Raw genomic sequence first — 14,059 nt, 5'->3', positions numbered from 1 at the left:
GGGGTGCTGGTCGAGACGTAGCGCCGGTCGCTCACCGGCGTACGTCGAATCTACTTCGAACCACCCCCAAGACCGCGCAGACCCGCGGTCTAGACGACACGCCCGGGCTCACCGGACCTGCGAACGCAGACCGATCCGAACCCCTACCGTCTCCGTATCACCAAGCAACACGTCTTCGGACAACCGCTCCAGGTCACGATCACGCCACGGTTCGACGGCTCCACGCGTGGGATGGTCCCCGGCCGGGAACGATGAGTGTGGTGGGATGAAGACGTCCGACAAGAGGTAGGGCCAGACGCGGGCTCCGAGAAGGCGGCGGCCGGGAACATTTGCCCGGTCCGTACGGTTGGAACGGATACCGATGAACCAGAGAGAGGCCACTGTGACCACTGCCGTAGTCCCCAGTGCTGCGTTGACCGCCCACGACCGTTGTGACCGTTGCGGCGCCCAGGCCTACCTTCGCGTGGAGCTCGCCGAAGGCGCCGAGCTGCTGTTCTGCGCCCACCACGCCCGCGAGCACGGCGACAAGCTCCGCCAGGTCGCCGTCGTCGTCCACGACGAGACCGACAAGCTCGTCGACGCCCCGCAGGGCTGACCCACTGTCACGACGCACGCCCAGACATCGCGGCCCCGGACCTCATGGTCCGGGGCCGTTCTGGTCCCGGCGCGAGCTGATGGGACGCTGACCCTGTGACCCTCGTCGAGCTGTTCGTCGCCCTGGCGATCGTGGTGGGCCTGATCGGGATCCTGGTCCCGGTGCTGCCCGGCACGATCCTGATCATGGGGGCGATCCTGATCTGGGCGATCGACACCACCGGCGCGACGGCGTGGGCCGTCTTCGCCGTCGCGACGACCGTGCTGGCCGCCGGCACGCTCGTGAAGTACCTCGTCCCTGGCCGGCAGCTGAAGGCGACCGTGCCGACCTCCACCCTGCTCGTGGGCGGGGTGCTGGCGGTCGTGGGCTTCTTCGTGATCCCGGTCGTGGGCATCTTCGTCGGCTTTCCGCTCGGGGTGTACGCCGCCGAGCGCCAACGCGTGGGGGCGGAGCAGGCCTGGCCCTCCACCAAGGCGGCGCTCCGCGCGCTCGGGGTGAGCATCCTCATCGAGCTCGCCGCGGGAGCGGTCGCGACGGCGGTCTGGCTCACCGGAGTCGTGCTGACGTGACCGGCCCGGACACTGGGACGGCCTGACCCGTGCTCGCCCTGCTCCTCTCCCTCTCGGCTGCGCTCTGCTACGGGATCGGCGACTTCGTCGGCGGCACGCTGTCCAAGCGCACCAGCCCCTGGGCCATCGTGGTGGTGGCCCAGTCGACGGGCGCTCTCGCCGTCCTCGCGCTCGCGCTGGTCATGGGCGGGGCACCGGAGAGCGCCGACTACCTGTGGGCCGTGGGTGCCGGCGTCTGCAACGGCATCGGCACCGCGTTCCTCTACCGGGGTCTGTCGTCGGGGCGGATGGGCGTGGTCGCCCCGATCTCGGGCGTCGGAGCCGCGGCGCTGCCCGTCCTCGTCGGTGTCCTGGCCGGGGAGCGTCCCGGGACGCTGGTGTGGCTGGGCATCCTCGCCGCGCTGCCCGGCATCTGGCTGGTCTCCCGCGAGCCCGGCGGCAGCGGTGGCTCGCCGGCGACGGGGTTCGTGGACGGGGTCCTCGCCGGCGTCGGCTTCGGTGGTCTCTTCGCCTGCCTGGGCCAGATCCCCGACGATGCAGGCTTCCTCCCATTGGCGCTCAACCAGGTGGTGGCGACGCTGGCCGTGATCGTCGTCGCCACCGCGGTGGGCGTCCCGTGGCTCCCCCGCGACCCGGCGGCCGCCCTGGGCACCATCAGCGGACTACTCGGCGCGGGGGCGACGCTGAGCTTCCTGCTGGCCACCCAGACCGGTTTCCTGACCGTCGCGGCCGTGATCACCAGCCTCTATCCCGCGGTCACCGTCGTGCTGGCCGCAGCGGTCCTGCGCGAGGCCGTCCACCGTGGCCAGGCGTTCGGCCTGATCTTCTGCCTGGCCGCCGTGGCGCTGGTCGCCTCGGGCTGACGCCGGCGCCGGCGATCACCGGTAGTGCTCGGTCGCGTGCTCGCGCGCCACACCGTAGGAGCGCGGCTGCCCGGAGAGAGCCGTCAGGAAGGTCTCCCTGTCGACCGCTCGCAGGCGTACGTCGGACACCGCCGTGACCGTCGCGGTGCGGGCGCAGTTGCGCAACAACGCCAGCTCGCCGAACCAGGCCCCGGGTCCCAGGCGGCGTACCTCGACGTCCCCGTGGCTGACCGCCAGCTCACCGGACTCGACGACGTAGAAGAGGCTGCCGGGCTGACCCTCGGCGACGACGACCGAGCCTCCTGCCACCACCTCGGGTTCGGACAGCCGCGCCAGGCGCTCGACCAGGCGCGGCGGCAGTACCGCGAGGATCGGCACCGCCTGCAGCAGTGCCACCACGTCGGCCGGCACCGCGGCGGCAGCGTCCTGGCGCGACAGCGGCGGGAGGGCGAGCAGACAGGCCAACGGCAACAGCAGCCCCGCCACCGCGAACGCGGCCCCGAGTCCGGCGACCTCCACGAGCACCGGGGCGAGCACCGAGCCCACGGCCAGCCCGGCCATCATCAGCGCCTCCTGGACCCCGAAGACGGCACCGAGGAGGCGGTCGGGCAGGAGCCGGTGGACCAGGGTGCGCTGGGTGACGTCGAAGAACGTCTTGCCGGCGCCGACCAGCGCGATGAGGACCAACGCGATCCACACGCTCGGGATCAGCCCGGTGAGGGCGAGCGGCACCCCGGCGGCCACGGCGCCCGCCAGCAGGGCCGGCGCCAGCCGTCGTTGGCCGACCAGGACGAAGGTCACCGCAGCGCCCAGGAGACCCCCGAGGCCGATCGCGGCGTTGAGCCAGCCCGGCCCGGAGTCATCGAGGCCGAGCCGGTCGAAGGCCAGCACGACGAGCAGGATGTCCATCATCCCCACGAGCGCGTACTCGGCCCCGACGAGTCCGCACAGGACCCGCGCCGGCCGGTCGCGGAGGACCTCGGCCAGCTGTGCGGTCGCGCCGGGCCGAGGAGGCGCCGCAGCCCACACCTCCTCCACCCCCGCGCTGACGACGCGGCGTGAGGGTCGCGGGACCAGCGCCGCTGAGACGAGCGCTCCGGACGCCATCACCGCGAGCACGCCTCCGGGCGACCAGACGGCCACCAGTGCGCCGCACGCCAGAGGTCCGGCCAGTGTGGCCACCGCCTCGACGATCCCCGAGGCGGCGTTGCCGGCAGTGAGCTCGCCGGTGGTGTCGGAGATCTCGGGCAGGAACGCGTAGTGGACCGGCCGGGTGAACGTGATGGCGACGGAGAAGACCGCCGACAGGGTCGCGACGACGGGAAACGGCAGGTCAAGGAGCAGGGCGCCCGCGACCATGCCCCCGGTGACCGCCTGAGCGACGTAGCCGAGCGCCAGCGCCTGAACGGTGGGCAGCCGCGACAGCGCCGCCGCTGCTGGCGAGGCCAGCACGGCAGCGGGCACGACCTGCGCCAGCACGATCGCGCTCGACGCGCGCATGCCGCCCTCACCGTAGGCGTAGACCAGCAGGGCGACGTACGACGCCCACTCGCCGACGTGGAAGAGCAGACAGGCCGCCAGGACCCGGCGCAGGCGGCGGTTGGCCCAGGCGCGGCGCAGGACGGCGCTGCGGGACGTCGTGAGCGAGCCAGTGCCCGTCATCGCACCCCCTCCCCGGTCTACCCACCCAGAGTCAAACGCGGCTCGGCCAGATACACATCGGGCAAATGCCCGTGGTGCGCCGCGTCAGCGCAACCAGGCGAGCACGAGCCTGCCGACCCGTTCGAGCTGCGCCGGCCGCACGACGGACGCGACGTCCTGGGCGGAGTGGTAGGCGGCGTACGACGTGCTGCCGAGACGGACCCCGGGCATGCCGGCGCGAGCGAACGACCAGTGGTCGCTGGAGCGGTTGTACGTCGCCACGACCGGGACGCGCGCCCGCCGCGCAGCGTCGATGACGGCGTGCTGACGGGGGTCGCGTCCGTCGAGGTCCGCGGACCCGACCGGGACGACGCTGCCGACGCCGACGCGGTCGAGCGAGACCATCCCTGCGACGGCTCGCCTCTCGGCGGGACCCAGCGAGGCGACGTAGGCGCGCGACCCGTAGTGGTGGTGCGCGTCGCCGGGGCCGCGCGGTTCCTCGGCTCCGAAGGCGACGAACGTGACCGGGAGCCTCGTCCGCCGCTCGGCGGAGGCCGCCGCGACCGCCAGCATCACGCCGATCCCGGACGCGTTGTCCTCGGCCCCCGGCGCCTGCGGCACGGTGTCGAGGTGCGCCCCGACCACCAGGTGCCGGTCGGTGCTCCGCGCACCCGGAAGCGTCGCGATCACGTTGGCCGAGCGGCCGGCGTCGACGGGCACGCCCCACGAGACGCCGGCGGGGGCGTCGAAGCCTTGTCGGCGGACGTCGTACCCGAGGGCACGCAGCTCCCTGCTGACCCAGCGCACGGCCTGCTGATAGGCCGGGCTGGTCCCGTGGCGTGGGCCGATCTGCCCCGCGAGGTGCTGGACAGCGCGGACCGCCCGCCCCACCCGTAGGTCACCAGGGACGACCCGCGGCGCGGAGGGCTCGGGCACGGGCGGGCTGGCGTGGGACGGGCTGGCGTCGGGTGGGCTCGGCTCGACCGGCTCGGCCCGAGCGGTGGCGGACCCGCTGTTCGGCGCCGTCGCGCCAGGATCCCCGGCCGCCACCTCAGCCGGCTCGCCATCGGCTGTGCAGGCCGCGAGCAGCAACATCGACAAGGCGCTCGCGGCGGCGCGCCCACAGGTCAGGACGCCCCTGCTCACCCGAACAGACTAGACAGGTGGTCCGAACGGACGAAGCCTCGCGTGACCGCCCGGTGACCCGCTCGTTTGTCCAGTGCCACCCGCCGCACACGACTACGCTGGAGACAAGCCCTCACCCCCCGGAGGACCTTTTCGGATGACATCCCTTCCAGCTGTCCTGCGCGACGCCACCGTGGCGCACGGCAGCGATCCTCGCTACGGCGACCGCTTCGACCAGGTGGTGCGGCTGGCGCAAGCGATCTTCGGCGTGTCGACGGTCGCGGTCAACCTCGTCGACGACGTGAAGCAGAGCACCGTCGCGATGGTCGGCCTCGATGGCGCGGACATGGCACGCGACGTGGCCTTCTGCCCTCACGTGGTCGACAGCGACCAGGCCATGGTCGTCGTCGACGCCTCGGTCGACGACCGTTTCTCGGACAACCCGCTGGTCACCGGCGACCCGCACATCCGCTTCTACGCCGGCGAGCCGTTGCACGGGCCCTCGGGTCAGGCGCTCGGGGCTCTCTGCATCATCGACGACCGGCCGCGGCAGATCACCGTGGACGAGCAGCGGATGCTGCGCGACCTCGCCGACTGGGTGGAGAAGGAGCTCCAGATCGATGCGGACAGCGCCCAGGCCCGCGAGGTGCAGCGACGATTGCTGCCGCGGCGGCCCCTGGAGGTGGCGGGCTACGAGATTGCCGGCCAGTGCCGTCCCGCGCGCAACGTCGGCGGCGACTACTTCGACTGGATGACCCTCCCCGACGGCACCGCCCAGATCGCGGTGGCCGACGTCATGGGCAAGGGCATGGAGGCTGCGGTCGTGGCAGCAGGTGTCCGCTCGGTGGTCCGGGGCGCGTCGCGCTTCGGACCACTCACCGAGAGCATCGGCCTCGTGGGCCAGGCGATGGAGGAGGACTTCTCCGACACCGGCACGTTCTGCACGCTCTTCGCGGCCCGGCTGACACCGTCGACCGGCCAGCTCGACTACGTCGACGCCGGCCACGGCCTCGCGATCATCATCCCGACGCACGGCGACGTACGCCGCCTCACCTCGCGGGACCTTCCGCTCGGGGCGGTCTCCGGGGACAGCTGGACGCTGCACCACGAGCAGCTGGCACCCGGCGACACCCTCCTCGTCGTCTCCGACGGGATCCTCGATCTCTTCCCCGACGCGGGGGCGGCCCTCCAGGCGGGTGTCGCGCTGAGCGCCGACGTCCGTGACGCGCGCGCGATGGCCGACGCGATCACCGGGGTGGGTGGCGACACCGTCCACGACGACGACATCACGGCCGTCGTCGTCCGGCGCGAGCCGGCCGCACACCCGAGACCCGCACCATGAGGAAGCAGCTCACCAGGGTCTTCGCACTGCTCACCCTGGTCTCGGGGACGTTGTACGTCGCATGGCGCTGGGGTTTCTCGATCTACTGGGAGCACTGGTACATCGGGGTGCCGCTGGCCATCGCCGAGACCTACGCGCTGATCGACTCCTTCCTCTTCACCGTGACGATCTGGCGGATGAAGGAGCGGGGGGCCGCACCGCCACCGGACCCCGAGGCCACGGTCGACGTCCTCATCACGACGTACAACGAGCCGGTCGAGATGGTGGCCACCACCGCCGCGGCGGCCGAGCGGATCACCTTCCCGCACAAGACCTGGATCCTCGACGACGGCAACCGGCCGGAGATGGCCGCTGCCGCCGCCGAGCTGGGGGTGGGCTACCTGACCCGGCACCCGTCCTGGCAGGACATGCCCCGGCACGCCAAGGCGGGCAACCTCAACAACGCGCTCTTCCAGACCGAGGGCGAGTTCCTGCTGATCCTCGATGCCGACCAGATCCCCGAGCCGGAGATCCTCGACAAGACGCTGGGCTGGTTCCGCGATCCGTTGGTGGCCCTGGTCCAGACCCCTCAGTTCTTCACCAACGTCGGTGACTCCGATCCGCTCGGCAGCCAAGCGCCCCTCTTCTACGGGCCGATCCAGCAGGGCAAGGACGGCTGGAACGCCGCGTTCTTCTGCGGCTCGAACGCGCTGCTGCGCCGCGAGGCCCTGATGCAGCTGGGCATCGTCGGCTACGTGCACGAGGTGCAGGTCGCGGTGGGCGATGCCTTGAAGGCCGCGGACAAGATCGTCTCCGAGGCCATGCGCCAGGAGCGGGCCTCCGCGGCCCGAGGGGGCGGCACCGGCACCGGAGGACACCGACGTCTGCTGGCCGCGCTGCAGAGCGTGCGCACCGCTGCATCCGAGGCTCGCCGAGAGCTCGCCGCCGGGGCCGCCGTCGCCGAGGTGACCTACGCGTTCCAGAGCAAGGTCGACGCCGCGAGCCGCGCGGTGGTCGAGCAGGACCTGGCCACGATGCGCGCCGACCTCGACGCCGTGGCACGACTGCCGATGCATGTGGACGGCTCCGTCGGCCAGCTCGTGGTCGACGACCTGGCGCTGGCCCAGCTCGGTGACATCGACTGGTCCCCACTGGGGGCGATCGAGTCGGTGCGGGCGCTGATCAAGGCCGTCGACGTCGACCGTGCCGACGAAGCCCAGCCGGTGATGCCGATCGCGACGATCTCCGTCACCGAGGACATGGCCACCTGCATGCGTCTGCACTCACTGGGCTGGAAGTCGGTCTACCACCACGAGAACCTCGCCTTCGGCCTGGCTCCCGAGGACCTGGGCACGATGCTCACCCAACGGCTCCGGTGGGCCCAGGGCACGATCCAGGTGCTGCTGAAGGAGAACCCGCTCACCAAGCGCGGTCTCACCGGCGGGCAGCGGCTCATGTACTTCGCCACGATGTGGAGCTATCTGTCGGGCTTCGCCGCCGTGGTCTTCCTGGCCGCACCGGTGTGCTACCTGGTGCTCGGGATCATGCCCGTGAAGGCGTACGGATTGACGTTCCTGATGATGTTCCTGCCCTACGTGCTGCTCAACCAGATGACGTTCTTCGTCGTCGGGTACGGCGTGAAGACCTGGCGCGGCCACCAGTACAGCCTGGCGCTGTTCCCGCTCTGGATCCGCGCGTGCTGGACCGCGTTCGCCAACGTCGTGCTGAAGCGGCCTCTCGGCTTCGCGGTCACGCCCAAGACGAAGCAGACGGTCGGCGGCTTCCCATGGCGGCTGATCCGCTGGCAGCTCGTCGCGATGGCCGTGCTCGTGGTCGCCTGCGTCGTCGGTGTGGTCCGTCTGTGGACGGGGGCCGCCACCAGCGTCATCGGCACGGGAGTCAACGTCGTGTGGGTGGCGTACGACATCCTGGTGATGAGCGTGCTGTTCGCGGCGGCTCGCTATCGGGGCCCCGACGACCTGCACGACGTGGTGGAGGCCGACAAGGAGAAGGTGGCTTGATGGAGCTCGAGAAGCAGGTCGACGGACAGGTCGCGGTGCTGCGTTGCAGTGGCCGCCTGAACATGGGCGCTGCCGGACGGTTGCGCGCCGCCGTGGACGAGACCGTCGCCGACGGGGTGAGGAGGATCGTGGTGGATCTCTCCGAGACCTCGTTCGTGGACTCCTCTGGGCTCGGCGCCCTCGTGGGCGGACTGAAGTCGGCGCGCCAGGCCGGTGGCGACCTGCGCATCGCCGCGGCGCCGGAGCAAGTGCGCACGGTGCTGGCGCTCACCAATCTCGACCGGGTGCTGACACCACACCAGACGGTCGAGGACGCCCATCGTGGCTGGTGACCACACCCTCTCCGGACTGGCCGTCCCTGAGGGCCTCGACGAGCTGCACGACCTGTTGGAGCAGGTGGGCGTGCAGCACCCCGACGTGTCGCCGGCCGACCTGATGCTGTTCGAGACCGCTGTCATCGAGATCGCCGGCAACGTCGTGGAGCATGGCCGGCCACCCGGGGGCGTGCACTGGAAGTTCAGCATCCAGGTTCGACCCGACCGCATCGAGGCCACCCTGGCCGATGACGGGATGGCCTTCGAGGACGCCCGGGTCCTCGCCGACGCATCGATGCCGGACGCAGACGCCGAGGACGGCCGCGGGTTCGCCATGGCCTCGCAGGTGCTCGACGAGCTCTCGTACGAGCGCCGCGGAAGCGCCAACCTCTGGGCGATGGTGCGCCGCCGCTCCTGAGCGCCGGGCCTCACGACGCGCTCCTGTCTGTACCTGAAGCGCCGCGCGGTGGGTACGGGTTGGTATGGCACTTGATGACGACGTCCTGCAAGGCAACCCTTTCGAAGACCCCGTCGAGTTCGTTCCGGGGTCCGCTACTGGCTCCCTTTCCGTGTGCACGAGATGCGGCGCCACGGTCGGGCAGTCGGCAGATAGCGGGCGTGCCGACCTGTACCAGTTGCGTCACGCTGACTGGCACAAGAAGATCGACGGTCGCTAGTCGACCTCGGAACCCCGCGACGGTCGGCACACACACCACGGCGACGACCAGTGCGAGCGTGATGAGCGCGCTGGACACAGCCGCCGACACTACCCGTTCGGGGTAGTCGCTCTGAGCGGTTTGGTGTCGGCTCGAGCTACGCCGCGGACGCTCAGTCGAGGTAGTCGCGCAGCACCTGCGACCGGCTGGGGTGGCGCAGCTTCGACATCGTCTTCGACTCGATCTGGCGGATCCGCTCACGGGTGACGCCGTAGACCTTGCCGATCTCGTCGAGCGTCTTCGGCTGACCGTCGGTGAGGCCGAAGCGCATCGAGACCACGCCGGCCTCGCGCTCGGACAGCGTGTCGAGGACCGCGTGGAGCTGCTCCTGCAGCAGCGTGAAGGACACCGCGTCGGCCGGGACGATCGCTTCGGAGTCCTCGATCAGGTCGCCGAACTCGGAGTCGCCGTCCTCGCCGAGCGGGGTGTGCAGCGAGATCGGCTCGCGCCCGTACTTCTGGACCTCGATGACCTTCTCGGGGGTCATGTCGAGCTCCTTGGCGAGCTCCTCGGGCGTGGGCTCGCGGCCCAGGTCCTGAAGCATCTGCCGCTGCACGCGGGCGAGCTTGTTGATGACCTCGACCATGTGCACGGGGATACGGATCGTGCGGGCCTGGTCGGCCATGGCGCGGGTGATCGCCTGTCGGATCCACCAGGTCGCGTACGTCGAGAACTTGTAGCCCTTGGTGTAGTCGAACTTCTCGACCGCGCGGATCAGGCCGAGGTTGCCCTCTTGGATCAGGTCGAGGAAGAGCATGCCGCGACCGGTGTAGCGCTTGGCCAGCGACACCACGAGGCGCAGGTTGGCCTCGAGCAGGTGATTCTTGGCGCGGCGGCCGTCCTCCGCGATCCACTCGAGCTCCTCGAGCATCTTCGCCGCGATCTTGCCGCCCTTGGCGAGCTTCTCCTCGGAGAAGAGGCCGGCCTCGATGCGCTTGGCCAGCTCGACCTCCATCTCGGCGTTGAGGAGGGGGACCTTGCCGATCTGCTTGAGGTAGTCCTTGACCGGGTCGGCGGTCGCGCCGGCGACCATGACCTGCTGCTCGGGCTCACCGGTGTCGTCGGCGTCGGAGACGACGAACGTGGCCGTCTTCTCGTCCTCCTCGATCGTGGGGTCGGCCTTGACGTCCTTCTCGAACTGCTCGTCGGGCAGGTCCGGAAGCAGCTTCTTGCCGTCCGGGCCGACGGCCACGGGGACTGCGTCGACAGCAGGGGCGGCGGCTTCGTCGACGGTGACCGGCTCCTTGGCCGCACCGCCTGCCGTCTTCGCGGCGGCAGCCTTCTTGGCCGGGGCGGCCTTCTTCGCCGGCGCCGGCGCCGCCTTCTTGGCGGGAGCCTTCTTCGTCGCCGCCTTCTTGGTGGTCGACGTGGCGGCCACCGCGCGCGTCTCGGTCGCGGCAGGGACAGCGATCGTGATGCCGCGCGCGCTCAGGTGCGCCAGCAGCGGCTTGAGGTGCTGCGGCGCGAGCTGCGCGTCGTCACTGGCCCGACGGACCTGGTCCGGGGTGAGGCTGCCGGTCGGCAGTCCCGCCTCGAGAAGAGTGGAGATGGCAGGGTGGGTGAGCACCGCTGCGGGAAGCAGCTTGCGCGCGTTCGAGGACACGAACACCTCTCGTCGGATGTTGCATCGATCAGGGGCGATAGAACGGGTGGTTCACAACGGGCTGGTCGAACAAGGGCGCAGCAAAGCCCGCTGTCGTCAAGAGCCGCGCTGCTCATTCTGCCACGGAGTGCGCAGAGCCATGACATCGGCCTGGCTCTTCCTGACTTTGCCGGCTGCAGGAGTACGCCGGGACCTGACGGGGTCGCCGGTCAGCCCGCGGCCGTGCGCGCGGCCGCCTTCTTGACCTGCTTGAACTCCCGCACGCGCTGGAGGGAGGACGCGTCCACGACGTCGGCCACCGATCGGTGACCCTCCAGCGCGTAGTCGCCCGCGGCGCGCTCCCACCCGTCCGGGCGTACGCCGAGCTGTTTGGCCACCAGCGCGGTGAAGATCTGAGCCTTCTGCTTGCCGAAGCCGGGGAGCGCCTGCAGCCGCCGCAGCAGGTCGTCGCCGGTGGCGGCGTCGGTCCAGACGCGGCCGGCGTCGCCGTCGTAGTGCTCCACGACGTGCGCGGCAAGCTGTTGCACCCGGCCGGCCATGGACCGGCCATAGCGGTGGACCGCCGGCGGGGTGGCACAGAGGTCGGCGAACGACTCGGGATCGGCGGCAGCCACGGTCGCCGGGTCGAGGGTGCCGAAACGGTCGAGGATCTTCGCAGGGCCCGCGAACGCACGCTCCATCGGGAACTGCTGGTCCAGCAGCATCCCCGTCAGCAGGGCGAAGGAGTCGTCGGACAGGACCTGGTCGGCGACGGGGTCCTGGGCGATGCGGATCTGTGGCATACGCCTGGGAGCCCTACTCGGCCTTGACGGCGAGGACCGGGCACTGCGCGTCGAGGAGGATGCGCTGGGCGTTGCTGCCGAGGATGAGCTTGCCGACCGGGGAGCGGCGGCGCAGGCCGATCACGATGAGGTCGGCGTCGGCGGTGTCGGCGATGCCGATGAGGTCCTCGGCGGGCTCGAAGCCCCGGACCAGCTGGCGCACCTCGTGCTCGACGCCCGAGTCGGTCAGCATCGACTCGACCTGCTCCATGGCCTTGTTCGCCTGCCGCGAGGCCTCGCCGTCGAAGTCGTCACCGCCGCGGTGTGAGTTGACCACCACGAGCTTGCTGCCGCGGAGCTGAGCCTCCTCGATCGCCCTGCGCAGCGCGGCGTCGCCCTCCGGCTTGGCCACGTAGCCGACCACGATCGTTCCCATGGGTCCTCCTCGCGTGCACGTCGCTCGCCCGGCCTGACGCAGGTGAGCTTCCCTCGAACCGTATCCAACCCCGCTCGGGAGCGGTACCTGTGGAGTGGCCACGGCGACCTGTCGACGCCCTCGGCCACGATGGACGGCGTGCCGTTGCTCAGTGAACCCCTGGACCACGCGCTCGCCCGGTCCCTGCGGCGCGCCGTGCTCGACTACCGCGCGGGACCCTCGCGGCCGCGCCCGACCGCTTTGCACGTGGGTGAGCCCGGCGGTCCGCACCTGCGCCACGACGTGCGCCGGGGCGCCGGCCTCGACGCCGCGGTGCGCGTCGAGGTGGTGGCGGCGCTGCTCGTGCGCGTCCGTGAGTGCGCCGACAGCGCGCCCGCTCCGACCGCGTGGCTGGCCCGGCCGGGCGGGCTCGACTGGCAGGACGCCGATCGCGACTGGCTGACCGCGGCCACCGCGGCCTACGCCGAGGCGGACGTGCCGCTCACCTTCGTGGTCGTCGGGCCGTCGGGGTGGTGCGACCCGCGCAGCGGCGTACGCGCGGAGTGGAAGCGGTTGCGCGACCGCTCACTGCGTCCGACGGGCTAGGCCACCCGCTCGAATGCCTCAGTCCCAGGTGTGGACCGGCTCGTTGGTGTGCATCCGCTCGAGGTACTCCCCCAACGTGGCCCGGAGGGCGTCGTAGGTGTCCTCGGTCTGGCGGCGCTGCATCCGCTGGACGAACCACTCGGCGCCGTTCGTCTGCAGCAGGCACCGTTGCTCGATGACGCCGAGCAGGCGATCGATCTGGTCCTGGGGGGCGCCCCAGTCCTGGAGGCCCTGCTCGGCCAGCGGCAGGAGGCGCCGCAGCACCAGCTCGGTGGCGCGGACGTGCCCGATGCCGGGCCAGTAGAGCTGTGCCTCGATGCCCTGCTGGGCGGCCACGTGGAAGTTCTCCTCGGCGGCGCTGAACGACATCTGCGACCAGAGCGGCCGCTCGCTCGTCGCCAGCGCGCGCACCAGCCCGAAGTAGAAGGCGGCGTTGGCGACCGTGTCCACCACGGTCGGGCCGGCGGCGAGGATACGGTTCTCGACCCGCAGGTGCGGGACACCGGCCACGACGTCGTACACAGGTCGGTTCCAGCGGTAGATCGTGCCGTTGTGCAACCGGAGCTCGGCGAGCCGTGGCACGCCGCCGCCCTCGAGCACCTCGAGCGGGTCCTCGTCCTCGGTGATCGGCAGCAGCGCCGGGAAGTAGCGGACGTTCTCCTCGAAGAGGTCGAACACCGAGGTGATCCAGCGCTCCCCGAACCACACCCGCGGGCGCACGCCCTGGGCCTTCAGCTCTTCGCTGCGGGTGTCGGTGGCCTGCTCGAAAAGTGGGATCCGGGTCTCACGCCACAGCTGCTTGCCGAGGAGGTACGGCGAGTTGGCGGCCAGCGCCAGCTGGACGCCGGCGATGACCTGCGAGGCGTTCCAGACGGCTGCGAAGTCGTCCGGAGAGGTCTGGACGTGGAACTGCGTGCTCGTGCACGCCGCCTCCGGGACGATCGAGTCCGATGTCGTCTCGAGCCGGTCGTGGCCCGAGATCGAGATGGCGATGTCCTCACCGCGCGCCGCCAGGATCTGCTCGCCAAGCAGGGCGTAGCGGGGGTTGGCGCTGATGGAGCTGGGCGCCATGTGACCTTCGGCCAGCGTGGGCAGGATGCCGATCATCGCGAGGTGGGCGCCGACCTTGGACGACTTGTCCTCGGCGTCGTTGAGGCTGCGTCGCAGGCCTTGCTCGAAGGTGTCGAGGCCGCCCTCGCGGAGCTTGGCCGGCGCGACGTTGATCTCGATGTTGAACTGGCCGAGCTCGGTCTGGAAGTCGGGGTCCGCGATCGCCTCGAGCGCCTCGGCGTTCTTCAATGCGGGGTCGTTGTGCTCGTCGACGAGGTTGAGCTCGACCTCGAGGCCCGTCATGGGGTCGTCGGTGTCGAAGCGCGCCTCGCGCAGCATCCGGGCGAAGACGTCGAGGTTGCGCCGCACCTTCTCGCGGTGGCGTGTGCGGTCCGCACGGGTGAACTCCTGAGCGGCGACCTCTTCTCCCATGGGGGCACAGTAGCCATCCGGGCGGAT

The 14,059-nt window shown here is 70.9% G+C and carries 14 protein-coding genes; 8 read left to right on the top strand and 6 right to left on the bottom strand.

Features of this window, described 5'->3' with window-relative positions:
- Window positions 1–361 precede the first annotated feature (361 nt).
- The 3 genes from ABD295_RS04640 to ABD295_RS04630 all read left to right on the top strand — a co-directional run bounded on the left by ABD295_RS04640 (window position 362) and on the right by ABD295_RS04630 (window position 2,027).
- Window positions 362–595: a DUF7455 domain-containing protein gene (locus tag ABD295_RS04640; RefSeq protein WP_344302467.1), complete on the top strand. Its 234-nt coding sequence runs from the start codon at window positions 362–364 to the stop codon at window positions 593–595.
- A 95-nt stretch (window positions 596–690) separates the two neighbouring features.
- Entirely contained in the window at window positions 691–1,164 is a 474-nt protein-coding gene (locus tag ABD295_RS04635) for a DUF456 domain-containing protein (protein WP_344302465.1), read from the top strand.
- Window positions 1,165–1,193: 29 nt separating this feature from the next.
- Complete coding sequence (locus ABD295_RS04630) at window positions 1,194–2,027, top strand: EamA family transporter (RefSeq protein ID WP_344302463.1); 834 nt, start codon at window positions 1,194–1,196, stop codon at window positions 2,025–2,027.
- A 15-nt stretch (window positions 2,028–2,042) separates the two neighbouring features.
- On the opposite strand, the gene ABD295_RS04625 is transcribed toward ABD295_RS04630, so the two are convergent.
- Entirely contained in the window at window positions 2,043–3,689 is a 1,647-nt protein-coding gene (locus ABD295_RS04625) for an MFS transporter (protein WP_344302461.1), read from the bottom strand.
- Between the two features lie 84 nt (window positions 3,690–3,773).
- Window positions 3,774–4,814, bottom strand: a complete 1,041-nt coding sequence (locus ABD295_RS04620; RefSeq protein ID WP_344302460.1) for a M28 family metallopeptidase — start codon at window positions 4,812–4,814, stop codon at window positions 3,774–3,776.
- Window positions 4,815–4,950: 136 nt separating this feature from the next.
- Between ABD295_RS04620 and ABD295_RS04615 the strand changes: the two genes are divergently transcribed.
- From ABD295_RS04615 to ABD295_RS04600, 4 genes are read left to right on the top strand one after another with little or no spacing between them, the layout of a single operon-like run.
- Window positions 4,951–6,135 carry a PP2C family protein-serine/threonine phosphatase gene (locus ABD295_RS04615; RefSeq protein ID WP_344302459.1) on the top strand — a complete coding sequence of 395 codons (1,185 nt, stop codon included), beginning with the start codon at window positions 4,951–4,953 and terminating at the stop codon, window positions 6,133–6,135.
- On the top strand, window positions 6,132–8,135 hold the full coding sequence (locus ABD295_RS04610; protein ID WP_344302458.1) for a glycosyltransferase family 2 protein: 2,004 nt from the start codon (window positions 6,132–6,134) through the stop codon (window positions 8,133–8,135). The genes ABD295_RS04615 and ABD295_RS04610 overlap by 4 nt, the downstream gene beginning before the upstream one ends.
- Window positions 8,135–8,467, top strand: a complete 333-nt coding sequence (locus ABD295_RS04605; RefSeq protein WP_344302457.1) for an STAS domain-containing protein — start codon at window positions 8,135–8,137, stop codon at window positions 8,465–8,467. The genes ABD295_RS04610 and ABD295_RS04605 overlap by 1 nt, the downstream gene beginning before the upstream one ends.
- Entirely contained in the window at window positions 8,457–8,867 is a 411-nt protein-coding gene (locus ABD295_RS04600; RefSeq protein ID WP_344302456.1) for an ATP-binding protein, read from the top strand. The genes ABD295_RS04605 and ABD295_RS04600 overlap by 11 nt, the downstream gene beginning before the upstream one ends.
- Before the next feature lie 410 nt (window positions 8,868–9,277).
- Here the strand turns inward: ABD295_RS04600 and ABD295_RS04595 are convergent, their stop codons facing one another.
- The 3 genes from ABD295_RS04595 to ABD295_RS04585 form a co-directional block, all read right to left on the bottom strand.
- The gene (locus ABD295_RS04595; protein ID WP_425573985.1) at window positions 9,278–10,597 is read right to left on the bottom strand and encodes an RNA polymerase sigma factor; all 1,320 of its coding nucleotides are present in this window, start codon (window positions 10,595–10,597) and stop codon (window positions 9,278–9,280) included.
- Window positions 10,598–10,977: 380 nt separating this feature from the next.
- On the bottom strand, window positions 10,978–11,550 hold the full coding sequence (locus ABD295_RS04590; protein ID WP_344302453.1) for an HhH-GPD-type base excision DNA repair protein: 573 nt from the start codon (window positions 11,548–11,550) through the stop codon (window positions 10,978–10,980).
- Between the two features lie 13 nt (window positions 11,551–11,563).
- The gene (locus ABD295_RS04585; RefSeq protein ID WP_344302452.1) at window positions 11,564–11,965 is read right to left on the bottom strand and encodes a universal stress protein; all 402 of its coding nucleotides are present in this window, start codon (window positions 11,963–11,965) and stop codon (window positions 11,564–11,566) included.
- A 138-nt stretch (window positions 11,966–12,103) separates the two neighbouring features.
- On the opposite strand from ABD295_RS04585, the gene ABD295_RS04580 reads away from it, so the two are divergent.
- Window positions 12,104–12,550: a hypothetical protein gene (locus ABD295_RS04580; RefSeq protein ID WP_425573964.1), complete on the top strand. Its 447-nt coding sequence runs from the start codon at window positions 12,104–12,106 to the stop codon at window positions 12,548–12,550.
- Between the two features lie 18 nt (window positions 12,551–12,568).
- Here the strand turns inward: ABD295_RS04580 and ABD295_RS04575 are convergent, their stop codons facing one another.
- Window positions 12,569–14,032, bottom strand: a complete 1,464-nt coding sequence (locus tag ABD295_RS04575; protein ID WP_344302450.1) for a glutamate-cysteine ligase family protein — start codon at window positions 14,030–14,032, stop codon at window positions 12,569–12,571.
- Between the last annotated feature and the right edge of the window lie 27 nt (window positions 14,033–14,059).

Source organism: Nocardioides bigeumensis (assembly GCF_039531755.1).
In the GTDB taxonomy this organism is placed as follows: Bacteria; Actinomycetota; Actinomycetes; order Propionibacteriales; family Nocardioidaceae; genus Nocardioides; species Nocardioides bigeumensis.
Note: the sequence above shows the minus strand (reverse complement) of the source record. Positions and strands in the feature narration are given on the sequence as shown.